The sequence below is a fragment of the Nocardioides lacusdianchii genome (assembly GCF_020102855.1).
GTDB classification, from domain to species: domain Bacteria; phylum Actinomycetota; class Actinomycetes; order Propionibacteriales; family Nocardioidaceae; genus Nocardioides; species Nocardioides lacusdianchii.
The window spans coordinates 367,248-392,989 of sequence record NZ_JADHZD010000003.1; the positions used below are offsets into that span (position 1 = coordinate 367,248).

25 protein-coding genes and 1 pseudogene are annotated in these 25,742 nt (G+C 72.5%); 16 read left to right on the forward strand and 10 right to left on the reverse strand.

Going from position 1 to position 25,742, the window contains the following annotated elements:
• Nucleotides 1-31: 31 nt before the first annotated feature.
• The gene (locus tag IRX98_RS06370) at nucleotides 32-1,201 is read right to left on the reverse strand and encodes a hypothetical protein (protein ID WP_224274877.1); all 1,170 of its coding nucleotides are present in this window, start codon (nucleotides 1,199-1,201) and stop codon (nucleotides 32-34) included.
• 121 nt (nucleotides 1,202-1,322) lie between these two features.
• On the opposite strand from IRX98_RS06370, the gene IRX98_RS06375 reads away from it, so the two are divergent.
• The 6 genes from IRX98_RS06375 (at nucleotide 1,323) to IRX98_RS06400 (ending at nucleotide 5,464) form a co-directional block, all read left to right on the forward strand.
• Entirely contained in the window at nucleotides 1,323-1,730 is a 408-nt protein-coding gene (locus IRX98_RS06375) for a hypothetical protein (protein WP_224274880.1), read from the forward strand.
• A gap of 30 nt (nucleotides 1,731-1,760) precedes the next feature.
• Nucleotides 1,761-2,327 (forward strand): hypothetical protein, encoded by a 567-nt coding sequence (locus tag IRX98_RS06380; RefSeq protein ID WP_224274882.1) that lies wholly within the window; start codon nucleotides 1,761-1,763, stop codon nucleotides 2,325-2,327.
• Nucleotides 2,324-2,971: a nucleoside/nucleotide kinase family protein gene (locus tag IRX98_RS06385; protein WP_224274885.1), complete on the forward strand. Its 648-nt coding sequence runs from the start codon at nucleotides 2,324-2,326 to the stop codon at nucleotides 2,969-2,971. The genes IRX98_RS06380 and IRX98_RS06385 overlap by 4 nt, the downstream gene beginning before the upstream one ends.
• 151 nt (nucleotides 2,972-3,122) lie before the next feature.
• Nucleotides 3,123-4,439: a WXG100-like domain-containing protein gene (locus IRX98_RS06390; protein ID WP_224274886.1), complete on the forward strand. Its 1,317-nt coding sequence runs from the start codon at nucleotides 3,123-3,125 to the stop codon at nucleotides 4,437-4,439.
• A gap of 11 nt (nucleotides 4,440-4,450) precedes the next feature.
• On the forward strand, nucleotides 4,451-4,768 hold the full coding sequence (locus IRX98_RS06395; RefSeq protein WP_224274887.1) for a hypothetical protein: 318 nt from the start codon (nucleotides 4,451-4,453) through the stop codon (nucleotides 4,766-4,768).
• 30 nt (nucleotides 4,769-4,798) lie between these two features.
• The gene (locus tag IRX98_RS06400; protein ID WP_224274888.1) at nucleotides 4,799-5,464 is read left to right on the forward strand and encodes an endonuclease/exonuclease/phosphatase family protein; all 666 of its coding nucleotides are present in this window, start codon (nucleotides 4,799-4,801) and stop codon (nucleotides 5,462-5,464) included.
• 20 nt (nucleotides 5,465-5,484) lie between these two features.
• On the opposite strand, the gene IRX98_RS06405 is transcribed toward IRX98_RS06400, so the two are convergent.
• Nucleotides 5,485-6,708 carry an HNH endonuclease signature motif containing protein gene (locus tag IRX98_RS06405; protein ID WP_224274889.1) on the reverse strand — a complete coding sequence of 408 codons (1,224 nt, stop codon included), beginning with the start codon at nucleotides 6,706-6,708 and terminating at the stop codon, nucleotides 5,485-5,487.
• 242 nt (nucleotides 6,709-6,950) lie between these two features.
• Nucleotides 6,951-8,471, reverse strand: a complete 1,521-nt coding sequence (locus tag IRX98_RS06410; RefSeq protein WP_224274890.1) for a PQQ-binding-like beta-propeller repeat protein — start codon at nucleotides 8,469-8,471, stop codon at nucleotides 6,951-6,953.
• 193 nt (nucleotides 8,472-8,664) lie between these two features.
• Between IRX98_RS06410 and IRX98_RS06415 the strand changes: the two genes are divergently transcribed.
• A complete protein-coding gene (locus IRX98_RS06415; RefSeq protein WP_224274891.1) occupies nucleotides 8,665-9,675 on the forward strand; it encodes a zinc-dependent alcohol dehydrogenase in 1,011 nt (336 codons plus the stop codon).
• 78 nt (nucleotides 9,676-9,753) lie between these two features.
• Nucleotides 9,754-12,552 carry a DEAD/DEAH box helicase gene (locus IRX98_RS06420; RefSeq protein ID WP_224274893.1) on the forward strand — a complete coding sequence of 933 codons (2,799 nt, stop codon included), beginning with the start codon at nucleotides 9,754-9,756 and terminating at the stop codon, nucleotides 12,550-12,552.
• A gap of 8 nt (nucleotides 12,553-12,560) precedes the next feature.
• Here the strand turns inward: IRX98_RS06420 and IRX98_RS06425 are convergent, their stop codons facing one another.
• Nucleotides 12,561-13,151, reverse strand: coding sequence for a hypothetical protein (locus IRX98_RS06425; RefSeq protein WP_224274895.1), 591 nt, complete (start codon nucleotides 13,149-13,151; stop codon nucleotides 12,561-12,563).
• Between the two features lie 128 nt (nucleotides 13,152-13,279).
• On the opposite strand from IRX98_RS06425, the gene IRX98_RS06430 reads away from it, so the two are divergent.
• From IRX98_RS06430 to IRX98_RS06450, 5 genes are all read left to right on the forward strand, one after another.
• Nucleotides 13,280-13,750, forward strand: a complete 471-nt coding sequence (locus IRX98_RS06430; protein WP_224274897.1) for a hypothetical protein — start codon at nucleotides 13,280-13,282, stop codon at nucleotides 13,748-13,750.
• Nucleotides 13,751-13,775: 25 nt separating this feature from the next.
• Entirely contained in the window at nucleotides 13,776-14,315 is a 540-nt protein-coding gene (locus tag IRX98_RS06435) for a Uma2 family endonuclease (protein WP_224274899.1), read from the forward strand.
• Nucleotides 14,316-14,427: 112 nt separating this feature from the next.
• A complete protein-coding gene (locus IRX98_RS06440; RefSeq protein WP_224274902.1) occupies nucleotides 14,428-15,675 on the forward strand; it encodes an MFS transporter in 1,248 nt (415 codons plus the stop codon).
• On the forward strand, nucleotides 15,672-16,421 hold the full coding sequence (locus IRX98_RS06445; RefSeq protein ID WP_224274904.1) for a MerR family transcriptional regulator: 750 nt from the start codon (nucleotides 15,672-15,674) through the stop codon (nucleotides 16,419-16,421). The genes IRX98_RS06440 and IRX98_RS06445 overlap by 4 nt, the downstream gene beginning before the upstream one ends.
• A gap of 102 nt (nucleotides 16,422-16,523) precedes the next feature.
• On the forward strand, nucleotides 16,524-17,456 hold the full coding sequence (locus tag IRX98_RS06450) for an acyl-ACP desaturase (RefSeq protein WP_207082697.1): 933 nt from the start codon (nucleotides 16,524-16,526) through the stop codon (nucleotides 17,454-17,456).
• A gap of 18 nt (nucleotides 17,457-17,474) precedes the next feature.
• On the opposite strand, the gene IRX98_RS06455 is transcribed toward IRX98_RS06450, so the two are convergent.
• Genes IRX98_RS06455 through IRX98_RS06465 form a run of 3 tightly spaced genes read right to left on the reverse strand, consistent with a single transcriptional unit; the run spans nucleotide 17,475 to nucleotide 21,852 of the window.
• Nucleotides 17,475-20,129, reverse strand: a complete 2,655-nt coding sequence (locus tag IRX98_RS06455; protein ID WP_224274907.1) for a multicopper oxidase domain-containing protein — start codon at nucleotides 20,127-20,129, stop codon at nucleotides 17,475-17,477.
• Nucleotides 20,126-21,247, reverse strand: coding sequence for a DUF8744 domain-containing protein (locus tag IRX98_RS06460; protein WP_224274909.1), 1,122 nt, complete (start codon nucleotides 21,245-21,247; stop codon nucleotides 20,126-20,128). The genes IRX98_RS06455 and IRX98_RS06460 overlap by 4 nt, the downstream gene beginning before the upstream one ends.
• A complete protein-coding gene (locus IRX98_RS06465; RefSeq protein WP_224274911.1) occupies nucleotides 21,244-21,852 on the reverse strand; it encodes a helix-turn-helix transcriptional regulator in 609 nt (202 codons plus the stop codon). Before IRX98_RS06465 ends, IRX98_RS06460 begins: the two co-directional genes overlap by 4 nt.
• A 44-nt stretch (nucleotides 21,853-21,896) precedes the next feature.
• Here IRX98_RS06465 and IRX98_RS06470 point away from each other — a divergent pair.
• From IRX98_RS06470 to IRX98_RS06480, 3 genes and pseudogenes are all read left to right on the forward strand, one after another.
• Nucleotides 21,897-22,298 (forward strand): annotated as a pseudogene (locus tag IRX98_RS06470) (hemerythrin domain-containing protein); the annotation flags it as partial.
• Between the two features lie 54 nt (nucleotides 22,299-22,352).
• Entirely contained in the window at nucleotides 22,353-22,673 is a 321-nt protein-coding gene (locus IRX98_RS06475) for a DUF2249 domain-containing protein (RefSeq protein WP_224274931.1), read from the forward strand.
• Nucleotides 22,674-22,710: 37 nt separating this feature from the next.
• Nucleotides 22,711-23,100, forward strand: coding sequence for a DUF2237 family protein (locus IRX98_RS06480; RefSeq protein WP_224274913.1), 390 nt, complete (start codon nucleotides 22,711-22,713; stop codon nucleotides 23,098-23,100).
• Here the strand turns inward: IRX98_RS06480 and IRX98_RS06485 are convergent.
• The 3 genes from IRX98_RS06485 to IRX98_RS06495 all read right to left on the reverse strand — a co-directional run bounded on the left by IRX98_RS06485 (nucleotide 23,084) and on the right by IRX98_RS06495 (nucleotide 25,622).
• A complete protein-coding gene (locus tag IRX98_RS06485) occupies nucleotides 23,084-23,365 on the reverse strand; it encodes an MGMT family protein (protein WP_224274915.1) in 282 nt (93 codons plus the stop codon). The two genes, IRX98_RS06480 and IRX98_RS06485, sit on opposite strands and share 17 nt — an antisense overlap.
• Entirely contained in the window at nucleotides 23,365-23,904 is a 540-nt protein-coding gene (locus IRX98_RS06490; RefSeq protein ID WP_224274917.1) for a DUF488 domain-containing protein, read from the reverse strand. The genes IRX98_RS06485 and IRX98_RS06490 overlap by 1 nt, the downstream gene beginning before the upstream one ends.
• Nucleotides 23,905-23,969: 65 nt before the next feature.
• On the reverse strand, nucleotides 23,970-25,622 hold the full coding sequence (locus IRX98_RS06495; protein WP_224274919.1) for a nuclease-related domain-containing DEAD/DEAH box helicase: 1,653 nt from the start codon (nucleotides 25,620-25,622) through the stop codon (nucleotides 23,970-23,972).
• Between the last annotated feature and the right edge of the window lie 120 nt (nucleotides 25,623-25,742).

Sequence of the window (25,742 nt, forward strand, 5' to 3'; positions counted from 1 at the left end):
GTAGCACTTCGTAGCACATGAAGGGATGAGGTCATCCGGCTGCCCGGCTCGCGTACGCGAGCTCGAGGAGCAGTCCGCGCGCCGGCTCGTGCACCAGCGCCGCCCAGCGCGCCCAGACGTCGTACGCCCCCTCCCGCGCGAGCAGCCGCCGGGCATCGGCCAGGGCAGCCGGCTGGAGGACCGCTGCCGCCACGCGAGGCGCTTCGACCCGGTCCGTGACTCCGTCGGCTGCTCGTCGCAGGATGCGGAAGGCCGCGCGTGGGATCTCGTCCCGCCCCGCGCGCAACTGCCCGGTGACTCGCTCCAGGTCAGCGGGTGGCGTGCCGATCCGCAGCAGCTCGATGCTGGGCACGTCCGTCACCAGCTCGTAGTCGGTGCGCATGAAGGCGCGCTCGACGAGCCTGCCCTCGTCGAGGGCCTCCTTCAGCCGCAGCCACGGCTTCGGCGCGACGGCCACGTCGCGGGCCACCCGCTCCGGGACTGCCATGGGTGCGGTGTCGAACATGAGGAGGTCGTCGACGCCGCTGGGCACCAGCCGCCCGATGACCCAACCGCCGTCGCCCGCGGCGTCACGGGTGCCAAGGTCCAGGACCTCTGCCCACGAGTCGCCGCAGAGGTCCTCGACCCGGAGCCGCCCACCCGGCAGGCTGGGACCGACCAGGTAGCCGCCCAGCGGGGCTCCGACCCATGAGCGCGCCAGCGCGGCGTGCGCCGCGAGCCGTCCCGTCGCCTGCTCGTCGACGAATCGCTCGAGCCCGCCCATCTCGTGGAGGAGCAGCTGGTGGAAGAGCCACGACTCCGCTGCTACCCACGAGACGACCCTGATCGGGTCACCTCCGTTGGCGTGGCAGTCGGCGAGCTGGTCCTCGTGGAAGGTCTCGATGGCGTACTTCAGCGCGAGCCGCTGCATCTTCCCTGTCTCCGCGTCCGGGTCCTCGCACCGGACGGCCTGGTAGGCGATCCACCGCGCCCACAGCCAGTCGGGGAGCTCGGTGCCGAGCGCCGCGAGCTGGGCCAGCAGGACGTTGTGCCGGCTCCTCAGGTTGAGTGCAGGGACGGAGGCGTGCAGCTCCAGTGCGCGGGCGGCGTCGCCGGCCCGCTCTGCGGCGAGGGACTGCGTGACGAGGTCGTGGTCGGCCGCCGACATCCGGTCGGCGACGCGCGGGTGCCGGCGAAAGCCGGGAGCGGGGTTCCGAGACATGCCTCCAGCCAACGTCCGTCCGACCAGCCGCCACAAGCACGTCCTGCGGATCTGTGGACAGGTGCCGGGCCTGTGGAGACTCGTTCGCCAAGCGCCCCTACCAGGGGGCAGGGTCGGCGCCATGTTCGAACCAGTCCTCACCACCCAGGCCCAGATGGAAGATGCGTGGCGTGAGCTGATGGGCCCGTGGAGCTTCGGCGGCCACAGCGTCTGGATGATGCTCGTCGTCGACGACCGACCGCTGCCCCAGCTGACGGAAATCTCGGAGGCCGAGGATCCGCCTGACACCAGCCATGTCGACGGTCTCGCCGAGATCCTCGTCGGGCTCGACCGCGAGGTGGCGCCGGGCATGCGCGTCGCGTTCCTCCGGTCCCGCCCCGGCAAGGGCATCGTCACCGACACCGACCGCGCCTGGGCGAGGAGCCTGTACGCCTCCGCGCGTCGCGCCGGCGTGCCGTGCGAGGTGGTGCACCTCGCCACTCGTGGATCGATCCGCCCGATCCCCGCGGACGTCATCGGCATCCGCTAGACCATGGGCGGCGTGCGGAAGGATGGATCCATGCCGCTCTCCTTGGACGAGGTCCACGACTTGATCGACTCGTGGGAGTTCGACCCTCGCGTCGACACGCTGGGACCGGCGACCGAGCTGTTGACGACGATGGCCCCCGAGGATCCCGGGCGTCTCGACGTGTTGCAGGTGATCGCAGACCACCAGGCGATGCGCGGAGATGTCGAAGCGGCGCTCGCGACCCTCGATCAAGCCGGCCCCACCTCTGCCGAGGATGCCGACGTCATTCGCGCCATGCGCGTCTCGTTCCTCGTCGAGGCAGGCCGCGGCCAGGAAGCCGAACCGTTGCTCCTCGACCTCCGGCACCGTGGCCCCAGCCTGCCGTCCGAGGCGCTCGAGCGAGTCGCCGACACCCTCGAGGGAGCTGGACGCCTGCGCGAGGCGATGCGCTGGTTCACCATCGGGCTCCGGGACCTCGACCCGCAGAACGACCTACCCACCGCCGAGGAGGAGTACGCCCTCATCGGCCGGTGGCGGGTGCGGCAGGCGCTCGACCTTCCCCCGGACCACTACGACGAGCTCGCACGCATCACGCTGGACCTGCGGCGAGCAACATGAGCCCGTTCCCGCTCGCACTGGTCGACCGCGCCGAGTCCCTCCTCGACCGCTCGGATCGCGCGGTCCTCGGGATCACCGGCCCGCCCGGGTCGGGGAAGTCCACGCTCACCTCGGCACTGCTCTCCGCCCTGGCCTCACGGCTCGGCGCCGATGCCGTCGGGCACCTGCCGATGGACGGCTTCCACCTCGCCGACGTCCAGCTGGACCGGCTCGGCCTGCGTGACCGCAAGGGCGCGCCGGTGACCTTCGACGTCGACGGCTACGTCGCAGCGCTCGCGCGCCTGCACTCCTCGCCGAAGTCCGTCCTCTACGCCCCCGGCTTCGAGCGCGAGCTCGAGCAGCCGATCGCGGCGGCCATCGCGATCCCGCCGTCGGCGCGGCTGGTCGTCACCGAGGGCAACTACCTCCTGCTGCCCCACGGCGGATGGCAGCACGTACACCCCCTGCTGGCCGAGGCGTGGTTCGTCGGGGTCGACGACGACGTACGCCGCTCACGGCTGGTGCGTCGGCACGAGGAGTTCGGGAAGTCGCCCGATGCCGCTCTTGCCTGGGTGGACCAGGTCGACGAGCCCAACGCCCGCCTCGTCTCGTCGACGCGCGAGGCAGCCGACCTGATCGTGAAGGCCACTTCCTTCGCCGGTTGAGGTGCGAGCGCAGCGAGCCTCGAAACCACCCGCTCCCTCTCGCTGGTCGAGTAGCCGCGAGGAACGAGCGGCGTATCGAGACCACCTCCGTTGTCCACAGATCCGTCCCGAGGGGTGCCGCCGCCCGGGCCGACTCCGTGAGGGTGGAGGCGTGCGGATCAGTGTCGAGTGCGGGGGCTACGCCGAGGCGGCGAGCGTGTGCCGGACCGCCAACCACGTCGCCGCGCTCCTCACGGAGTCGCTGGCAGGCAAGCTGCACGGGTACGCCGCCATGGCGGGCGACGACGCCACCAGCAGCGACTTCTCCGCGGCCTACGACCCCGCCGCGCGCGAGGCCGTGGGCGCCCTGGCCGATCTCACCCACGCACTGATCGGGCTGGGACGGCTCCTCGACCTCAGTGGTCTGGCCCATGCCCGCGCCGAGGCTGAGGCTGCCGGGACCAGGACGAACGCCTACACCGGCGGCGGCCTGGACGCGGACGCGTTCCTGCGCGTCTCCCCCGACCTCCCGCCGTCCAGCCTGGGCGGGTCGGTCGCCACGGGACTCGGCGACGTCCACACATGGATCCTCGACCAGGTCGAGGGATTCGTCTGGCCGGGCGCCGACGTCGACCGCCTCCGTGACGCGGCCGGCAGCTGGCGGCGTACGGGTGGGTCGGTCGCCGACCTCACCGGCCATCTCGACGCCGTCACCCGCCTGCTGGACCGCCAGCTGTCCCCGGAGATCCCGATCGCCCTCTCGGCGATCGCTGACCTGCGGGCGCTCGTCGAGGACACCGCCGACCAGCTCCTCGCGCTCGCCGATGCGTGCGACGACTACGCCGCGGCGGTGGAGGACACGCGAGCCCGCACCCGTTCCCTCCTCGCCGAGATCGGCCAGATGATCGTGGAGGAGGTCGCCCTCACCGCGATCGTCGCCGGTATCACCGGTGGCCTCGGGGGCGGCGCCAAGGCGGCTGCCGCCCTCGCCCGCATCCGCGCCCAGGCGCCGCGCTTCCACGCCCTCCTCACCGCCCTGCGCACGGTCGTCGCGACCGCCGCCTCGCGGCTCCGGACCGCCGAGGACCAGCTGGTGCGAGCGCGCGACGGGTTCGGTCGGTTCGTCCGTGCGCCTGCGCGGGACGAGCGCGGCGAGATGGTGAACCCACTGGGATGGGGCGGAGCGAGGGCTGAGCGGCTCAGGCAGGTGAGAGCGACCATCGACGATCCGCGCCTCTTCGACCCTTCGAGTCTGCAGGGACTGGCGGCCAAGGACATCGCGACGATGTTGCGAGACTGGCCCACTCGAGCCGCATCGCGAGGCGATGGCGTGGTCTACGAAGACCCTCTCAACCGTGGTCGTCAGATCAGGATCATGGAAGGCTATCCAGGGAACAGGCCCGATCCGGTGACGCACGGGCCGTACGTCGTGGTCTCGCAGAACGGTCCTCCGCTCAAGTTCGCTCTGGAAGGGAACCCCACACTGTGAATGTCTTGCCCGTGGTGACCCCGGTCCTGGAGGACCTCGAGGAGATCTTCGACTCCGAAGGCTTCCTGCCTCTCTATCAAGTGGCCTGGACGATGTCCGGCTCGGTGGGCCGCGATGACGTTCGCTTCGAAGGTCTCTGCCGTGAAGCATTCGATGCGTTCAGCACCCGCCATCCCGACCTCCTGCTCGTGTGGGTGCCGTGGCCCATCGACCTCTCGCAGGCCCGTTCGGTCGCAGCCGGGACCCCGATCGACCTCGATCTGGATCCAGAGGCCCCGACCGACACACCACTCCTAGCGCTGGTGGCGCCGGACCTGCTCCCCGCCTGAAGCCGCAATCGCATCCGGCAGGATGCGCCCGTGCGCATCGGGACCTGGAACCTTGCCGGCCGCTGGTCGGACGCCCACCTCGGCCTCCTGCTCGAAGCCGACTGCGACGTCTGGCTTCTGACCGAGGTCAACGAGCGGGCGAGCCTGCCCGGGTACGCACTGCACCTCACGCAGTCACGGATGGCGGCGCGCCGCCGATGGGCCGGGATCGCCAGCCGCCTGCCGATGGCATCACTGCCCGACCCGCACCCGGCGAGCGCGGCCGCCCAGGTCGGCGCGACGACGTACGTCAGCTCGGTCCTCCCATGGAAGGGCTGCCAGTCCCGCGCGCCGTGGACCGGCGCCAAGCACGCCGACAAGACCGCCAATGCGGTCGACGACCTGCTCCTCCACCTCCGCGTCGCTGACGCACTCGTGTGGGGTGGCGACTGGAACCACGCGCTAAGCGGCAGGGAGTACGCCGGATCGCTGGCCGGCAGGAAGGTCGTCCTCGACGCCGTCGACCAGCTCGACCTCTCCGTCCCGACCGCAGACCTTCCCCACCCGATCGACGGCCTTCTGAGCATCGACCACGTCGCCGTCCCTCACGGCACCGCGACCAGGGCGTCGCGGATCCCCGCTGAGCACGACGGCAAGCGATTGTCCGACCACGACGCGTACGTGGTCGAGGTCTTCACCTCCTCGGCGGTCGAGTAGCGACGAGCAGGTCGGTCGGCCTACGTCCGCCTGGCGTAGGTGACCTTGTTGTCGGCGTGGACTGTCATCGCGTAGCGGGAGTCGTGGGCCAGTCGGTGATGTCGCGGACACAGGAGCCGGCCGTTGGCGAGGTCGGTGAGTCCGGATCGGGACCAGGGGTCGTCGTGGTGGGCGTGGCACCCGGACGCCGACGTCTCGCATCCGCGTGCGGTGCAGCCACCGTCACGCAGCCCGAGCGCGATGCGCTGGGACTTGGTGAAGAGCCGAGCCGCGCGCCCCATGTCCAGGGGCACCGACTTCGAATCCAGCACGACCGGGATGATCCCGGCCTCGCACGCCAGGCGCCTTGCCTGACCGGCGGACATCCGCGACCCTTCGTCCAGCAACGCGGTAGCGGTCTCGCCCAGCAGCTGCTCGATCGTCATGGTGACCACGACGGTGGCGTTGACGCCTGCGGTCTGCGGGGTCGCGTCGACCGGGTAGCGCTCGACGTACTCGATGAGCGCCTCCCCCAGACGGCGGCGCAGCGGCTTCCACTCGCCTGACTCGTCGCGGAGCTCGTCCTCGGCGTGGCGGGCCGGGTTCGCCAGCGCCAGCAGGTGGCGCTTCAGCATCGCACCCACGTGGGACGGCACGACGAAGCTGCCGCGGCAGCGCCCCTCACCGTCATCGACCATCGTCAGCTCCACCCCGACGGTGGCGCGGTCCTCCTCGGCCCGCAGCACCGCCTCCTCGTGCGACTCGCCCACCTCGGGGGCGACCACGTCGAGGATCCGCTTCCCGATCTGCTTCAGCTCGCGCGCGTCGTGCTGCAGCGCGAGCCGCAGCAGCGCCTCCTCAGCATCGTCACGGACCGAGGCCCCCACGTGCGACGGCAGGGCGTCGACCGCCTCCACGACCATCCGCGCCTGCTCCGTCCGCACCGCACCCGACGTCAACGCCGTCGCGACCCACGGGTGCTGCGCCAGCGCCCGCCCCAGCGCCAGGTCGCGGCGCGCCTCGCGCCGCGTCGTCCTGGTCTCGACCGCCAGCCACGCCGCCGCGTCACGCAACCCGTGCGCGGCGGCCACGTCGTCCGACGCACCCAGCACCCGCGCGAGCAGCGCATCCAGCTGCGAACGGACCTCGACGAGCCCGACGAGCGCCGACTGCTTCTCCCCCACCGACATGAAGGCCGGCTCCACCGACGCCACACCCTTCAGCGCAGCACCGAGGTCGTCGGCACACTCGATGATCGGATGCACCAGCCACCTCCTCGCACGCACTGACCACCGCCCTGGTCGGGCGGAGCGGAGAGGCATGACTGGTGGCACCGTTGCCAGGTCGTCACCCGAGAGCCCTGGAGGCACCCCGCCAGCACCACGACGGGTTCTATGGATGACTGTCCCGATCCCGGGATCCCCGTCACCTCAGACGAGGGATCCGTTCCGGACCGGCGTGCTCACGCCATCGTACACCTGTTCGAATAGAATCGCAAGGGCGACATTCACGAGAGCGTGTACCCCTCCACCGCACCACGCCGGACCACCACGTGCACCCCCTCTCCGGCATCCACTCCACCCGTCAGCAGCGCCGTCGCGCCAAGCGGCTCGTCGCTCGACTTCCCATCAGGCCGGCACGGGGCGGCGACCTGCCGCGCCCTCGTGTCCCCGAAGCCCCCGACGCCCGTGTCCGCGGTGTCGAAGCGGTGCCGGTAGGGAACGGAGTCCCGGCACAGGAGCGCCTCACCGGCGGCTACCGGACGCGACGACCCGTCGACCAGCGACAGCAGGCGCGGGCCGCTCGGGGTCGGCACGACGACGAGCTCGTCGGCATCGATGATCCGGTCGACCTCGGCATCCAGGGTGAGGACGTCGAGCGTCAGCGTCCGCACCGCGGCGCTACCGAGCCTCTGGCGCCAGGTCGTCTCCCCCGTCCGGGGGTCGAAGCCCTCGAGGAAGCCGCGGCCGGACACGAGCCGGGGCTCCGCGCCCTCCCGGTAGACGCGCGCGCCGGAGAAGGCGCACCGCACCGGCACCTCGGTCCGGGTGAGCTCCAGGCACCGGATGTCGGCGCCGCGGTGGCGCCACAGGATGTCGCCCGTCTCCACGTCCACCCCGACGGTCCGCCGCTGCGCCAGGTCGAAGCGGACGCCCTGTCCGCGCTCGTACCGTTCGAGGTCGCGGTCCCGAGTGGTCGCGAGCAGCTGCAGCACCGCGACACCCGCCTCCTCGTCCACCATCCCGTTCGAGTCGTCCAGCAGCCACTGATCGCCGCCGGTCACCCGGGTGTGCGGCAGCCGCCACGGTCGCGGGCCCGCGCGACCGACGGCCTTCGCGACGGCGTACTGCTGGACGGGGCCGTAGACGGTGTAGACGTCGGAGCCCGCGACCAGGCTGTTGGCGCCGACGGGGAGCCGGTCCTTCTCGGGCTGAAGCTCCCACGATCCGAGGACCCACCGCGTCTCCTCGAACCGGTCGTCCGCCGAGATCCGCAGGCACACGTCGAGCCCGTCGTCGCAGGCCGGTGCGCCGAACTGCGCCACGACCGGGCGGGTGCGGGCGACGACCTCGCCCGTGGCCGGGTCGAGCGCGAGGTAGGGCAGCCGCGCGCCCGCGCGCAGCGCCGGTCCTGTCCGCGCCTCCTGCATGACGACGTACGTCTCGCCGTCGGCGGAGGTGTGGACGAGTTCGCCGAGGTAGGCGCCGACGTCGCTGTTCACCACCATCAGCGGGCGCCGCCACCGCACCGCGCCGTCGCGGCGATCCAGGGCGACCAGGTCCAGCTCGTCGCCGCGGGCCGCCACGACCGTGACGAGCACATCGCCTGCCGGCACGGGACGCTGGAGCGCCTTCACCGGCGTCGACCATGTACGCGTTGCGCTGGTCGGCAGCTCGTCGACGACCGTGGCCGGCGGGGCAGGGCTCCGTCCGGGCGTCGGACCGTCGCCGTCTTCGCGCCCTCCACCACGACTGTCCGTGCAGCCGGCGAGCAGCAGGAACACCATCACCATCCCGAGAGTTCGCACGCGATCGACGCTAGTGAGACAGAGCCCGCCGCAGGGGCCGCCGGGACGATCTGTGGAAAACGCGCAGGACCTTCGCCCCGGGCCCGCGGTCCCATCGCCCCTGACGACGGACGGCGATCGCGACGACCCTCGAGGTGGAGCAAGCGCTCCCTCGGCGCAGGTCGCGCCGCGCCCCACACCTGAGGAGCACGCCATGAAGGCTGCCGTCGTCCCCACGCTCGGCGCACCGCTGGAGATCCGCGACGTCCCCGTTCCCGAGCCCGGCCCCGGCCAGGTGCTCGTGCGGATCGAGACCTGCGGGCTGTGCCACACCGACATCCACGCGGCCCGCGGCGAGTGGCCCGTGAAGCCCAAGGACCAGCTCATCCCCGGGCACGAGGGCGTCGGGATCGTCGAGGCCGTCGGCGAGGGCGAGCTGCCCGTGGCGGTCGGCCAGCGCGTCGCACTGCCGTGGCTCGGCCAGGCCTGCGGGCACTGCCGCTACTGCGTCGACGGCTGGGAGACCTACTGCACCAGCCCGGCCTACATGGGCTACACGATGGACGGCAGCTACGCGGAGTACGCCGTCGCGTGGGCCAGCCACGTCGTGCCCGTCCCGGACGGCGTCGACCCGATGGACGCCGCGCCGCTGACCTGTGCCGGCGTGACGACGTACAAGGCCATCAAGGTCGCGAACCCCAAGCCGAACGAGACCTGCATGGTCGTCGGCATCGGCGGCCTCGGCCACCTCGGCCTGCAGTACGCCCGCATCTTCGGCACCCGCACCGTCGCGGTCGACGTGCACGACGACAAGCTCCAGCTGGCGAAGGACCTCGGCGCCGACCACGTCATCGACGCTCGCGGAGACCAGGCGGCCCAGCTCGCCGAGCTCGGCGGGGTCGACATCGCGCTCGTGACGGTGCCGTCGCCGGCCGCGATGCAGGCCGCGCACGCCGCGCTCAACCCCAACGGTCGGCTCGTGATCGTCGGCCTGCCGGCCGACAACCGCCTCGAGCTGCCGGTCTTCGAGACCGTGCTGAAAGGCATCTCGATCATCGGCTCGCTGGTCGGCACCCGCAACGACCTCGCCGCCTGCTTCGACCTCCACGCCCGCGGGCTGACACGCGTCGTGACCGAGAGCCGGAAGCTCGACGACGTCAACGCGTGCTTCGAGGAGGTGCTGGCCGGCGAGGTGCCGGCGCGGCTGGTCTTCGACATGCGGTAACCGGGTCGGCCGGGTGGCACCATGCACCGACACACCTGCGGCGCAGGGTGACCCCAGTCGACCAGGAGGCGGTCAGCGGTGCCCGATGTGGACACTCCACCGCCGCTGCGCATCCACCAGCGCGAGGCGCTCGAGGCACTCGCGACGGCGTGGAACGACGCGGACCACCCCCGCGCGTGGGTCGTCCTGCCGCCCGGGGCGGGCAAGACCCGCGTCGGCCTCGAGGCCATCGCCGCCGAGCTCCGGGCGCACCCCGACACGCGGACCGTCGTGCTCGCCCCCAACACCGCCATCCAGTCCCAGTGGATCGCCGAGGCGCGGACGATGGGGCTCGAGGCGGGCGACGACAAGTCCCTCGCAGGACCGCTGACCTGCCTGACCTACCAGTCCCTCGCTGTCTTCGACTCCGAGGCCACGGACGCCGACGCGAGCACCGTCGTCGACCGGCTCCATCCCAACGGCGTCGCCCTCTTCGACCGGATCCGCGCGCAGCCCCGGCTGGTGCTCGTCCTCGACGAGTGCCACCACCTGCTCGAGGTGTGGGGGCGCCTGCTCGCCGAGCTCCTCGACGCCGTCGACCGCGCGCACGTGCTGGCGCTCACGGCCACCCCGCCCGAGAGCCTCGCCGGCGAGCAGCGCGCCCTCGTCGACCAGCTCTTCGGGAGCATCCTCTACCGCGTCTCGGTCCCGGCGGTGGTCAAGGAGGGTCACCTGGCGCCGTTCGACGAGCTCGTCTGGTTGACCACCCCGACCACGGCCGAGGAGGAGTGGCTCACCACCGAGGCGCTGCGGTTCACCGAGCTCACCACGCTGCTCACCACGCCGGGCTTCGGGTCGGTCGGGTTCCACGAGTGGCTCACCGCCCGCTTCGTCGACCCCGTCCCCGCCACGACCACCTGGGCGGCGCTCGCCGAGCGCGAGCCCGACCTGTGCGACGCGGCCCTGCGCATGCACCACGCAGACCTGCTCGGGCTGCCCGTCGGCGCCCGGCTGCGCGAGCAGCACCGGCACGCCCCCTCCGCCGAGGACTGGGTACGCCTCCTCGGCGACTGGCTGCTGAACCACGTCGCCGAGTCCGACGACCCCGCCGACGCCGAGGTGCTCGCCGTGGTACGGGCCGCGCTGCCGTCCGTGGGCCACCAGTGGACGCGACGAGGCGTACGTCGTGGGCGCTCCACCGTCGACCGCGTGCTGGCCAGGTCGTACGCCAAGCCCGGCGCGGCCGCGCAGATCATCGCCGCCGAGCACGCGGCGATCGGCGTACGCGCCCGGGTGCTGGTGCTGTGCGACCACGAGCGAGCGTCTGCGACCGTGCCCGTCGACCTCGCCGGCGTCCTCGACGCCGAGGCGGGCTCGGCGATCGCGGCACTTGAGACCTTTCTGACCGACGTCGACACCGCCGCCCTCCACCCGATGCTGGTCACCGGCTCCGTGGTTGCCGCGTCCGAGGAGACGCTCCGCGACCTCGTCGCGTTCGTGGCCGGTCGCGACCCCGACCTTGCGTCCCGGCTGTCCGTCGAGACCGGTGACGGGCCGGTCGCGACGTGCTCGTCCGGGTGGACCTCGCGCACCTGGGTCGCCCACGTCACGGCGTACTTCGAGGCCGGCCGCACCCAGGTCCTCGTCGGCACCCGCGGACTCCTCGGCGAAGGATGGAACGCCCGCGGCGTCTCCACGCTCATCGACCTGACCACCGCCACCACCCTGACGGCCGTCGTCCAGACCCGCGGCCGGGCGCTGCGGACCGACCCGACCTGGCCGGACAAGGTCGCCACCAACTGGACGGTCGTGTGCGTCTCCGAGGCCCACCTCAAGGGCGACAACGACTGGTCCCGGCTGGTGCGCAAGCACCAGGGGTTCCACGGCGTGGACGCCGACGGCGACATCGTCGACGGGGTCGCCCACATCGACGCTTCCTTCTCCCCCTTCGCTCCCCCGCCGGTCGCCTCCTTCGACGCCCTGAACGCCCGCATGCTCATCGCCGCCGCCGACCGCGAGGCCATCCGCGACGCGTGGGCGGTCGGTGAGCCGTACGAGGACATCACGCTGGCGTCGCTGCGCGTGCGGCGTTCCACCTCGGATGTTGCCCCGATCGACGAGGTCGTCAGGCTCACACCTGTCCCGCCGTCGTGGCGACTGACTACCGATGGTCTGTCGACCGAGGCCCCGGTGCCGGCCACGAGCTGGCGTACGCCGCTGGTGCTGGCCGCTGGGACGGCGGGCGTCAGCGGCGCTTCTGTCGTCGCGGCTCCGTGGGCCGCCCTGGCGGCAGAAACCGTCGGCGCGCTGGCGACCCTCGGCAACGCCGCGGTCACCGGCCGCGACCACACCGACACGCTCACGCAGTGGGTACGCGACCAGCTCGCGCTGACGACGCGAGTCCCGCCGCTCGAGGCAGTCGCCGCTGCCGTCGCGGACGCCCTCGCAGCGGCCGGGCTCACCAGCGTCGGCGCGTCCGGCCTCGCCGTCGACGTCCACCCCGGCGGTGAGTACCGCTTCCGCCTCGTCGGCACCGAGGACGACGCCGAGGTCTTCGCGAGCGCGTTCGACGAGGCGATCGGACCGGTGGGCGCACCGCGCTACATCGTGTCCCGCTTCACCGACGCTGCGCTCCCGGACGGACCGATCCGTACGCGGCGCGGCGCGCGCTCGGCGTTGCGAACCGCACGTGCGACCGGGGAGGCATGGCACCCGGTCCCAACTGTTCTCGGCCGCAACGCCAGGGGCGCTGCCCACTACCTCGACGCCTGGCATGCGTGGGTCGGCGAGGGGCGGCTGCTCGCCACGGCGAAGCCGGAGGGCGCCGGCATCGCGACCGCAGTGTCGGGTGAGGACCCGTTCGCGGCGACGACGGTGGTGCGGCGGCACTGGTCCTAGGCCGCGGATCAGACACTCCTGAGCCGCTTCGCCGCGGATCGACGTCGGCCCGACTGTCGTCGGTCACGGTCGATCACCTCCTCGTACGGCAAGGGCGGATAGTCGAGGTAGCGCGCATCGGCGGGCCGAAGAATGTCCTCGGTGATGACGTTGTCCTCCACCCTGATCGCGAAGAGCTGCTTGTTGTCGCGCCGGCAGCCGAGCACGAGTCCGTCGAGCCGGTGGTCGAAGGTGAAGTCGTCGAAGACCGCCAGCCCCGACCTCGACGCCTCGGCGTCGGGCACCAGGAAGTGTCGTGCGAGGTAGTCGAGCCATCGGGTCGGCTGGTAGATCTTCTCCTCGCCGTCGAGGGCCAGGCAGCAGCCGTCCCAGCACGGCACCCAGCGACACCAGATCTGTGGTTGACCCGGCGCCAACTGGTTGGCACGTTCGGGGTCCCGGTCACCTTGGTCGGCGTAGGGGTTGGGCGACACGTAGTAGGGCCCTTCCTCCCGGTCGTAGTGCCTCGTGAGGCTGAAGGCCGACAGGTAGGCCTGCTCGGCCTCGTTGAGGCTCGGCGTGATGTCGATGTGTCCGATGAAGTCCGTCGTGAATCCCATGGCTACAGCCAAAGCGGCGTACGGGGTCGGCGCCAGCGTCTTGCTCTCCGCCTGTGGACAAACGCTGGTCGCCGCTCGCCTGTGGATGACGGTGTGCACGCCACCGGAAGACACGGGAGCCTCGCACGATGACCTCACACGACCTCGACGACAGGCTCGCCCGCTACGAGCTGCGCGACCCACAGGCTCTCCTGGACGAGATCGCCGCCACGGTCCGGCTCACGGAGGGGACCGTCTTCCTGGCGCTCGTTCATCAGCCCGCCGCCGCGCAGCGGCTTCTCGCGCTCGAGGAGCTGACGCCACTGCCCGAGGGCGTCGACGAGCAGCATCGTGGCCGCTCGGACCTGCTCTACGACCACGTCTGGAAGCTCGCGATTCCACCTCGCACCGACTCGTCGGCGTCGATCCTGGTCACGATCGTCGTGCGCAGCGGCACGAACGGGTGGGGTCACGAGGAGAAGCAGTGGGCCATGGGGTGGCGCTACAGCAACCACAACTCTGAGGCCTTCGATCGGGACCTGGTCGTCGTCACCGAGCACGGCTGGTGCTCGCTGTGGTCACAGCTCGGCGGTCATCAACCGTCCATGGTGGCCGGGTGAGACGGCATGGGGCACCCTTGTGACTGTGACCGTCCTGCCGCAGAGCCGGCCGCTGACCGCCGATGACCTCGCCGTCCTCCCGGACGACGGGCATCGCTACGAGCTCATCGACGGCACCCTCATCGTGACGCCGGCTCCCTCATGGCGACACCAGCGCGCAGTGGTGCGTCTCATGACAGCCCTGGTGAGTGCCGCCCCCGGCGACCTGGAGGTGCTCACCGCGCCGTTCGACGTCCGCCTCGCCAACGACACGGTCCTTCAGCCCGATGTGCTGGTCTGCCGCCTCGCCGACCTCACCCAGCGCCACCTCAGGGCAGCCCCAGTGCTCGCCATCGAAGTGCTGTCACCGTCGACGCGGCTGGTCGACCTCAACCTCAAGCGCGCCCGCTACGAGGCGGCGGGGTGCCCCGCCTACTGGGTTGTTGACCCGGACGCACCGTCGATCACGGCCTGGGAGCTGCGAAACGGGGCGTACGTCGAGGTGGCGACGTGCGTCGCTGCCGAGGTGTTCACGTCCACCCAGCCTTGTGCGATGACCCTCGTCCCGGTGGACCTCGTCACCTGATCCGTCGCCGGGACGTGCGGGCGCGCGGCGTGATCACCCGCGCTGCGCGCCGCTCCGCCACCACGAGCCTCCGACTTGAGTACGACGTAGCGTCATGGTTTCTGCTGGGTCCATGACCCGCAGCGTCCTCGCCTACCTCACCTCCTACGGCCTCTCCTTCCTGGGCAACGCTGTGGCCGCCGTCGTGCTGCCGCTGGTGGTGCTGCAGACCACCGGGAGTGCGCTCGACGCGGGCATCGTGGCCGCGGCGACGGCCCTGCCCGCCTTCGTCGCCGGCCTCTTCATGGGCAGCGTCGTCGACCGCTTCGACCGTCGGGTCGTGTCGGTGCTGACGGACCTCGTCTCGGGGGCGGCGGTCGCGGCCCTGCCGGTGGTCGCGATCTTCACCGACCTCGGGGTCGGTTGGTTCGTGCTGTTCGGCGTCCTCGGCTCGTTCGGCGACGTGCCGGGACTCACCGCCCGCGAGTCACTGCTGCTGCCGGTCGCACGACGCAGCGGGTGGAGCGTCGATCGCCTGGTCGGCCTGCGTGAGGGCACGGCCGCGATCACCATGATCGTCGGACCGGCTGTCGCCGCCGGGCTGGTGACCGTCCTCGAGGGGACGCATGCCCTGTGGGTGACCGCAGGGCTCTCCCTGGTCGCGGCTCTCGTCACCCTTCTCCTGCCCCGCGACATCGGCACCATCGAGACGGAGCCCGTGGGGAGGTCGCCGCGCGCGGTGGTCGCGCACCTGGCGGAGGGCTGGTCGCTGCTCTTCCGGCGCAGCCCCTTCCTGCTGAGCGTCACGCTGCTCTCGCTCTTCCTCGCCTCGTGCCTGACCGCCGTCCAGGGCATCCTGCTGCCCGTGCACTTCACGGCGACCGGCGACGAGGGCCGGCTCGGCCTGGTCCTCAGCTCGCTGGCCGCCGGCATGCTCGTCGGCTCCGGGGTGTACGCCGTCGCGAGCGCGTGGCTGCCCCGTCGGGCCTGGCTCGTGGTCGGCCTGCTCGGCTCGGCGGCCGGGCTGCTCCTCATCGGCTCCCTGCCCTCGGTGTGGCTGGTCCTCGCCGGCGCCGCCATGGTCGGTACGTTCGGTGGCATGGTGAGCACCGTGCTCGGAGTGCTGATGACCGAACGCATCCCCGAGCACCTCCGGGGCCGCGTGACCGGCACGCAGAACGCCCTCCTCACCGTCGCGCCCGCGCTCGGCATCCTCGGGGTCGGGGTGACGATCGACAGGGTCTCCCTCGAAGCAGCCGGGTGGGGCATCGGCGCCGTGTGGGGCGTGGTGGTCCTCGTCGCGCTCGTCGCGCCTCCGCTGCGCGACCTCCGGTCGGACGTCCGCGACGAGGCAGAGGCGGACGCGGTGGGTGTGAGGTGAGGAGCAAGGAGGTCGCAGCGCTGGCCGGCGTGTCGGTGCGGACGCTGCGGCACTACCACCAGGTCGGGATCCTTCCCGAGCCGTCACGCGGCTCCAACGGCTACCGCTCCTACGAGCTCTCGCACGTGGCGCGCCTGTTGCGGATCCGCACGCTCGCCGAGCTCGGCGTACCCCTCGAGCGGATGCCGGGGCTGCTCGACTCGCCCCGGGCCGAGTCCGACGAGGAGCTGCTCGCCGAGCTGGCCGACCAGCTCAGCGAGCGGATCGCCCACCTTGAGGACCAGCTCCGTCGCGTCGACGAGCTCCGGAGGAGGCGTGCCCGACCCGACCTCACGCCCGTGCTGGCCGAGTTCCTCGAAGCGGTCGGTGAGGTCGAGGACTCGGACCTCGCCGACGTCGAGCACGACGCCTCGATCCTGGTGGCTCGGCTCTTCGAGGCAGGAGGTGCTGCGGGCGAGCTCCGGGAGCTCGCCGCCGTGCTGGGCGACGTACGCCGTGACCCCGGGTACGTCGCAGTCGCTTCCCGCTTCGAGTCACTTCCTCCTGATGCGTCCGACGACGAGGTCCGCGAGGTCGCCGAAGGGTTCACGGCTGTCTTCGGACCGGCGCTCACCCAGCTGATCGACACCTCGATGGGCGGCCGCCTGCGCACCCTGCGTGCCGAGGACGTGCCCGCGGTCGAGGCGGATCCACGACTCAACCCTGCCCAGGGCGCCGTCCTGAAGCTCCTCGGCGAGACGCTGTAGTCCGACCACCCGAGTCGGCGGCAGCTCTATCCACGGGCACGTCCGGAGGTGTAGGCAAGGAGGGCGAGGTCGTCCCCTCGCTCCCCCGGACGAGGAGTTGCCGTGGCCGCACTCGAGAGCACCCAGCTGCTGACCGAGCTCGAGCCGGTGGTGGAGGACAACCTCAACCGGCACATGGCGATGGCCGACGAGTGGATGCCGCACGAGTACGTCCCGTGGAGCCTGGGCCGCGACTTCGCCGACCTCGGCGGCGACCCGTGGGAGGTCGCGCAGTCACAGCTCTCCCCCATCGCGCGCACGGCGCTCGAGGTCAACCTGCTCACCGAGGACAACCTGCCGAGCTACCACCGCGAGATCGACCGTGCCTTCGGCCGCGACAGCGCGTGGGGCACCTGGGTGAACCGGTGGACCGCCGAGGAGGGCCGCCACGCCTTCTGCATCCGCGACTACCTCCTCGTCACCCGCGGCGTCGACCCCGTCGAGCTCGAGCGCGCGCGGATGGAGACCATGGAGACCGGCTACGAGGCGATGGACAAGTCGCTGCTCAACGTCTGCGCCTACGTGTCGTTCCAGGAGCTCGCCACCCGGGTCTCGCACCGCAACACCGGCCGCTACACCGAGGAGCCGATCGCCGACAAGCTGCTCGCCCGCGTCGCCAAGGACGAGAACCTCCACATGATCTTCTACCGCAACATCGTCACCGCGGCCCTCGAGCTCACCCCCAGCCAGACGATGCGCGCGATCACCGAGGAGGTCGTCGGCTTCGAGATGCCCGGCAGCGTCATCCCCGGCTTCTCGCGCAAGGCGGTGCAGATGGCCAAGGCCGGGATCTACGACCTCCGCATCCACCACGACGACATCGTCGCGCCGCTGCTCCGGCAGTGGGGCGTGTGGGAGCTGGAGGGGCTCGACGCCGACGGCGAGGCGGCTCGCGACGAGCTCGCGGCCGCGGTCGCCACGCTCGACGGCGAGGCGACGCGCTTCGTCGAGCGGCGGGACGAGGCGGCGGCGAAGAAGGCCGCGCGTCAGGCCTGAGCGACGCCTCGCCGTCGGTCAGTGGCGGACCTGCAGCACCCCTCGGGCCCCGCGCTCGGCGTCGACCATGACGTGGCTGACGAAGGGGTAGTCCCCCGGCTCGTCCAGCACCAGCTCGACGAACCCGCCCTGGGCCGGCAGCAGGGGCAGCACCTGCGCACCACCGTCGCGCGCCGGACCGGAGCGGCTGCCGAGCTGCCACGCCCCCTCGTCGAACACGGTGTCGAACTGCCCACCGACGACGTGGAAGGACGACGCGCGGCTCGGTCCCGCGTCGAGCACCCAGATCCGGACCCGCTCGCCGGTGCGGGCGCGCAGCGGCTCGTGCGCGTACTGGTCGGGGTAGCCGTTGAACACCACGGCGTCGGGCTCCTCGGCCGCGACCTTGTCGAGGTCGGCGACCGCGCCGTCGGCCCCGTGGTACTGCTCCGACTGCACCAGGACGTACTCCCGGTCGACGGGAGGCAGGCCGGGCGGCTCGATCACGACGGCGCCGAAGAGCCCGTTGGCGATGTGCGCGGTCATCGGCATCGTGGAGCAGTGATACATCCACACCCCGGCCCGGGTCGCGGTGAAGCGATAGGTCAGCGACTCCCCGGGCGGGATCGTGCGCATCACGTCGTCGGGCGCGCGCACTCCGGCGTGGAAGTCGATCGAGTGGCCCATCGTCCCGTCGTTCACCAGCGTGATGACGAACCGGTCGCCGACGCGGCCGCGCAGCACCGGGCCCGGCGCGGTGCCGTTGAACGTCCACACCTCCTGGGTCACCCCCGGCGCCACCTCCGCCTGCTGCTCGGTGATCCGGAACGTGTGGCGGTGCACGCGCTCCGGGGCCAGCGGCGGCAGGACCGGGTCGTACGCCGCGAAGTCCGGTCCCGGGTCACCCGCCGAGCTGATCGGCGCCCCGGACGCGTCGTGGCCGTGGTCCTCGTGCCCGGCCGGCTCCACCGTGTCGCCCGCCACGCTCTCTCCGGGTGCGCCGGGTTCGCCACCGACGACCTCGACGGCGAACGTCATGCCCATCTGCCGGTGCCCGACGACCGAGCACCAGCCGTCGAGGTCGCGACCGACGACGCCGACGTCCAGCACGGCCTCCTCCCCCGGCGCGATGCGGCCGGTGTCGGCGCCGGTCTCCAGCACCAGGTCGTGGACGTCGCCCGCACTCTCGTTGCGCAAGGTGATCACCAGCCGGTCACCGGCGGCCACCTCGACGCGGTCGGGGGTGAAGCGCATCTCGCCGGCCACTACGTCGACCTCGACGGTGCGGCCCGTGGGCGCGACACCGGCGTCCGCCGAGCTGGCCCGGCCCAGTGCGGCCGGGTCGACGGCGCCGCCGACGGCCACCGCCAGCACGGCGAGCGCCACCCCGACGGCGGCCAGCCCGGTGTTCTGCCCACGCGGTCGTTCGGCGGCGGCCGAGGCCGGCGTACCCCTGTGCCGGCTCCGCACGGCGAGCAGCAGCAGCGGGACGAAGCTCGCCAGGGCTCCGAGGACGAGCACCGACGCCACGACGCGTACGACGCTCGGGACGGGCAGGAGACACCAGAGCAGGCCCACGTTGGCGAGGGCCACCCGCAGCGCCCCGGCCGAGTCGAGCGCCCGGTTGGCGGCGCGTACGGACGCCGGGCCCCCGCCGAGCACGACCGGCACGAGGTAGGAGAGGGCGCCGAGCAGCACCTGGGCGACGAACCCGGCGGCCAGGAAGGGCGCTGCGTCGTGCAGAGCCGCGGACACGTCGCCCCACGTGCCACCGAACGCGACCCGCACCGACACCCAGGCGAGCATCGCCGCCAGCCACAGCACGCCCGCGCCGACCGACCAGGTGGGGAAGCTGCCCGGCGGCTTCACCCGCGCCGCGTCCACCATCGGACGGGCCAGGACCAGGACACCGGCGAGGTAGGTCACCAGGCCGGCCGCGACGACGCGGGGCTGGTCCGCCCACGCGGCGGCCGCGACCAGGGCGATCCCCGCGACCAGCACGGGCAGCGCGGCGCGCGACGCCTTCTCCGCACCCTCGGCCAGGCGCGTACGCAGCATCGTCGGCCACAGCGTGACGAGGGTGCCCAGCACAGTGAGGCCCACCCAACCGAGCACGTTGATGCCGGCGTGGGCGATGCGCACGCGCGCGTCGAGGGGATCGGTCAGCCCGCGGGCGAGCCACACGCCCAGCGTGGCGCCGACCGGGAGCAGGGCACCCGCGGCCAGGTAGTAGTGGACCGTCGGCGCGAAGCGTGAGCGGAACCTGCCGCGCAGGCCCTGCGCCAGGGACGCCAGGTGCCACATGACGGCCAGCGCCACGGCCACCGCGCCGGCCAGGACGAGGAGCCACCCGTCGAGGGCCACCCCGATCGTGACCGCGACCGCGCCGAGGTCGAAGGTCGCCAGACGGATCGACTGCTCGCGCCGCGGCGTCGCTGGTCCGCGCAGCAGGGTGTCCGCGAAGTAGCGGCTCCACACGAGGATCGCGTGGCCGGCGGCACCGAGCAGCAGCAGGTGGAGCAGCAACCAGCGCGGCTCCGGCACCCACTGGTGCACGAGCGCCACGCCCACGGCCGCCAGCAGCCAGCCCACGACCGGCAGGTCCCGGATGGGCCAGAAGCCGCGGGTGCCGGCGGCCGGTGCGTCCGAGCGGTTCGCAGGAGGGGACGAGGACGGGGACTGGAGGGTGGTCATCGCGCGACCTCCGGTGTGCGTCCGGCGGGACGGGCAGTGCGTGGCGCGGGGCCGATCACGACGCTGGTCCCCGCGACGGCGAAGAAGAGCAGGAGCGCGACCGCATTGCCGGCGCCACCGACCTCGCGCGCCAAGTCGCTCCCGAGGGCGTCGCCGCCCCACAGGCGCAGGACGAGGGAGGCCTGGAGCAGGACCCACGGTGCCCACATGGCCGTTCGGTAGGGCAGCGGCACCCGCGTCACCGCCGGGAGGATCGAGGGGGCGTGCGCCATGATCATCGAGATCGTGAAGCCGAGGAAGACCGCGTGCACCAGAGCGTCGTACGCCGCTCCGTCGGCCGGCTGCCCGGCGACCAGCAGGACGCCTCCCGCCACGGCCAGCCACGCCTGGCCGGCGAGCATGCAGGCGGCGGCGAACCGCGGGAGCCCGGTGCCGCGCAGCGTCCGCCTCGCGACGTCGTACGACACCAGCCAGGCGACGAGCAGGAGGAGCACCATCCCGAGGACGCTGCCCCCGACGACCGGCCACATCGTCGCGACCGGGACGCCCACGGTGACGGCGAGGCCCAGCAGCACCAGCGAGGTCCCCGCGCCCGCAGGCATCGCCAGCCGGGCCAGCTCGAGCCGCTCACCGGCGATCGTCAGCACGACGAAGCCGGCCAGCCACGGCAGCACGAGCGGCACGCCGGCGCCGCCGAGGACGAGCACGGTGCTGCCGAGCGCGAGGACGGCGCCGAGCGCGGAGACCAGGACGGCGTCGTCGCGCTGCCGGCGCCACAGCGGGACGTAGACCGCGCACAGCGTCGCGGTGCCGGCGACCAGGAGCAGGTGACCGAGCCGGTCGGCTCCGGGCACGAGCAGCAGGAGGGCGCCGGAGCCCAGGGAGGTCGGGGCGGCGTAGCCCCAGGCCTCGCCGAGCGCGACCGCGCGCTCCAGGGCGATGAGCGTGCCCACGAAGCCGAGGACCATCAGCAGCCCGTGGGCCTCGCCCACCCGGCCCGTCGACACCGGCGCCCACACGCCCAGGAGCGTGAGGCCCGCGTCGGTGCCGACGACCATCGCGATGCCTGCCGGGACCGCCAGCAGCGCGCGTGGCGCCGGCGTACGCCGCCCGCTCACGGGAGGCCGACCCCGCAGCCCAACGTGTCGGGGCGCGGGTGCAGCGTCGCCCCACGTCGACCGAGCACGCCCTCGACGAGCCCCAGGTGCACCGCACACACGACTGTGGGGTGCGCGCGCGCCGCCTCCAGGATGGGACAGGCGTTCAGCGTGACCCGATCGCCGTCGTCCTCGGGCGCGAAGCCGGTGTGGGCGAGAGCCAGCAGCACACGATCGCGGTCGTCCTCGACCGCGCCGAGCTGGGACCGGAGCTGCTCGCCCCAGGCCCGGCCCCCGCGCACGGCCGCGGGGTCCAGGCTGTGGTCCGTGCCCGTGTCCGGGTCCGCTCCCCGGTCGAGGCCGGAGGCGAGCGCCAGGGCGAGGGCGGCGTACTCCGGCTCGCGGGCGAGATAGCCCCACGCCGGACGTCCGCGGCCGCCGCTGCGGCTGGCGATGCGGCTGGCGTTCCCGCCCGCCACGAGCGCGTCGAGGTGTCCGCGCAGGGTGTTGGCGTGCAGGCCGGTGAGGTCCTGCAGCTCGGTCAACGTCACCGCGCGACCCGCCTCGCGCAGAGTGGCCAGCACACGGGCCTGGGCAGCGGTCACACCCTGGTCATTTATTTCCACGGGGTTCATTGTAGGTTATTAGCAACCAATCGAGGAGGCACCCCATGCCCACCGTCACCATCGCCAGCACCCGCGCCGACGCCGAGGCGGCCGAGAAGGTCGAGCAGCACCACGCCGAGATGGCCGGCCGGCTCGCCCTGCTCACCTCCGACGTCGTCCGCGCGGCACGCACCGACCGCGCCGGGGCCGCACGGCAGGAGCTGCTGTCCTGGCTGCGCGACGACCTCGTGCCGCACGCGACCGCGGAGGAGCAGACGCTCTACCCGGCCGCCGCCGAGATCGCGGAGGCGCGCCTCCTCGTCGAGGCGATGCTGGCCGAGCACGTCCTCATCCACCGGCTGGTGGGCGACCTCGAGGCCGCGACCGACCCGATCGAGGCCGCCGCCGTCGCGCGCGCCCTCGAGACGCTCTTCGGCAGCCACCTCGCCAAGGAGAACGACCAGCTCATCCCGACCCTCGTCGCCTCGCCGGACTACTCGGTGGCCGAGATGCTCGACGGCATGCACGAGCTCCTCGGCGGCCACGACGCTTCCGTCGCCGCTGCCTCTCCTGCCGCCGGGCACCAGTGCGCGTGCGGCGGTCACGACGAGGCGGGGCTGCCCGAGCTCGACGTCCGCACCATCCCGCACGCCATCCGCCACGCGACGATCTTCGGCGCGCTGGACGGCCTGCGTCCCGGCACCGGTCTGCAGCTGGTCGCCGACCACGACCCGCTGCCGCTCCTGGCCCAGCTCGAGCAGCGCGCTCCGGGCGCGTTCGACGTGGCCTACCGCGAGTCGGGCCCCGAGGCCTGGCGTCTCGAGCTGGTCCGCAAGGCCTGAGCCTCCTGTCGCCGCGGCGTTGCGCGATGATCTCCCCATGACGGAGCGCAACGTCCTCGGCGGCGAGCTGGACCCGTGCGGCACCGACCCGGTCACCGGGTTCCACCGCGACGGCACGTGCACGGTCGGGTCGCAGGACGTCGGGCTGCACGCCATCTGCGCGGTGATGACCGAGGAGTTCCTCGCCCACCAGGCTGCGGTCGGCAACGACCTCTCCACCCCACGGCCGGAGTGGCACTTCCCCGGCCTCGTCCCCGGCGACCGCTGGTGCGTGGTCGCCCTCCGCTGGCTCCAGGCGTACGACGCCGGAGTGGCCGCGCCGGTCGTGCTGTCCGCGACGTCGGAGCGGGCGCTGGACGTCGTACCCCTCGAGGTGCTGCGGGCGCACTCCGTCGACGTGCCTCCGGACCTCAGCGGGCTGGAGTGACGTCCACGCGGCCGCTGGCGGTGAGCGGCACGCCCTCGGCGCGAAGGTGCTCCAACGCCGTCCCGTCGTGGCATGTCGCCGGCCGTCCGTCCGCTTGGACGACGCGCCACCACGGGACCGCGTCACCGTGCAGCGCCATCACCCGTCCGATCTGACGCGGACCGGCCGTGCCGACGAGGCGGGCGATCGCGCCGTACGTCGTCACCCGGCCCGGCGGCACCTGCTCGGCCAGCGCGAGCACTGCCTCCACGTAGTCCTCGTCCATCACGTGTCCGCGGCGTCGTAGCGAAGGAGGCCGTCGACGACGCGCGCGCCGGCCGACGGCTCGTGCGGCGTGGTCTTCCCGTCGTGGGAGAGATGGGCGACCCCGACCTTCTTCAGCAGGAGCGCGGCGTCGGCGACGATCCGGCGGTGGCAGCGCCACCACACGCTCTCGCTGCACATGACCGCAGTGGTGTCGTGCTCGTCGACGTCAGCGACCAGGTCCTCCAGGGCCGAGAGGAACTCCGGCGTCCGGGTGTGGGCGGCGTACGCCCGGAACGCCTCGACACGCCACCAGCCGTCGGCGTCGGGATCGGCTTGCTTGTCGCGTCGGCGGCGACCGCCCAGCTGCTCCTCCCAGCGGTAGTGGATGCCGGCCTCGGGCACCCACTGCGCCAACGCGTCGCTGCTGACATCCGGGTTGTGCCGGCTGCCCGGGAAGCGGCGTACGTCGACGAGCAGCTCGACGCCGGTGTCGGCCAGGAGCCGCGCCAGGGCGTCGCGGTCCAGTGTGCCGTGCCCCACAGTGAGCAGCCGCCCCATTCGACTCCTCCTCGGCAGTCGTTGTGGCACCTCGCCTGCCTCGGTGCGCACCCGGGGAGCCATCTTCACACCCCGAGCCTCCGCGCCACGTCGTCGCCCGCCACCCGGCGTACGGTCCCGGGGTCCCCGACCACGACGAGCTCGTCGGTGGCGCGGGACATCCCGACGTAGAGCCGCTCGCGGGCGCGGTCACGTGAGCCGTCCTCGTTGAGGCACAGCACGACCGCCCGGCGCTCGAGGCCCTTGCAGCCGAGGACGTGGCCGTAGAAGACGTCGTCGTCCCAGTAGGTGCGCCAGTAGCCCTCCTGGTCGTGGAAGTCGGTGCGCTCGACCTGCACGGGGTGGCGGTGCCCGGTGGTCAGGAGCGCGACGTTGCGCGGCTCCCACCCCGACTCCAGCAGCGCGTCGACGGCATCGTCCGCCGCCTGGAGCGCGTCGTCCTGCGTCGTCGCGACGAAGCGGACGGTCGGGCCGTCGCCGCCGCGGGAGTACATCCGGCTCGGCGCCAGCGGACCGAACGACTCGTGGATCTGCCGGGTGTTGCGGAGGTTGTGGTCGAGCACGAGCGGGACCAGCGCGACGGGCGGACGGCCGAAGCGCGCGAAGATGCGCTGGTTCTCGTCGGAGTAGACGTAGAGCCCGCCCTCCTCCTCGTCGCGCAGCGCGCGGAGCACCGGCGTCCACCACGGGTCAGCGAAGTCCTGCGCCTCGTCGACGATGACCGCGTCGTACTTCTTGCCGTCGGGCAGCGCAGCGGCGAGCTCGGCCATCTCGGCGGGCAGCCGCTCCTCCCAGAAGTCGCTGTCGGTGCGGTCGCCCTCGGCGGCGCCCCACTGCTGGCCGAAGGCGTGGAAGGTGCCGACGAACGCGGGTCGGTGGCGGCGGTCCCACGTCGCGACCTGGCGCCGGAGGTGCTCGGCGAGCCCGATGGAGTAGCAGAGCAGCGCGACCCGCTGGGGCTTGCGACCCTGCCCGCCGCGGGTGAGCTCCTTGGCCTGCTGGAGCGCCAGCACCGTCTTGCCGCTGCCGGCACCGCCGCGGACCTCGACGCGGTGGAGCAGGCAGGTGACCTGCAGGATCGACGACTGCTCCATGGTGAGCCGGTCGAACTCCGCGGCCCGGTCGTCGGACTCGGCGTTGACGTCGTAGGGCGTGGCGAAGCGGCCGGTGAGGATGTCGGCGATGGCCTCGACGTCATCGTGGGTGGGCGGCCGCTGGCCGTGCAGCATCCACCAGGCGTTGTCGCGCACGCGATCGCCGAGCGCCGCCTGGTCGTCCCGGTCGTGGAGTGCCCAGCGCGGCATCTCGGGAACGCTGAAGTCGGCGGCAAACGGCGAGTAGACGGTGACGAGCCCGTGCCCCCACCCGACGCGACGGGACGCGCCCCCACGCGGGTGCTGCTCGACGTAGCGCTTGAGCGCGTGCTTGGCCGTGCGCACCTGGTCGACCGGGTCGATCCGCACGTCCTTGCCCTGCCGCCGGATCCACCACGAGTGCCCGGTCTCGTCGGGCTGCACCGTGACGCTGCCGCCCTTGACCTCGAGGACCAGGATCCCGACGTCGGGCATCAGGACCACGAGGTCGGCCTCGACGTCCTTGTCGGCGTCGGTGAGGCGGAGGTTGGCGATGAGTACGTCGTCAGCGTTGAGGCTGTCCCGCAGCCGCTCCCACACCTCGCGCTCGGACGCGGTCTGGAAGGTCGGGCTCTCCGGGGTCAAGTCCCCGGTAGTGGTGTAGCGCTGCGTTCTCCTTCGTGATGGGTCAGGCGGTCAGGGCTGGCAGATCATCAGCTCCGATCTCGGGGTCGTTGGTGGCGACGATGTTGACTCGGCAGCGGG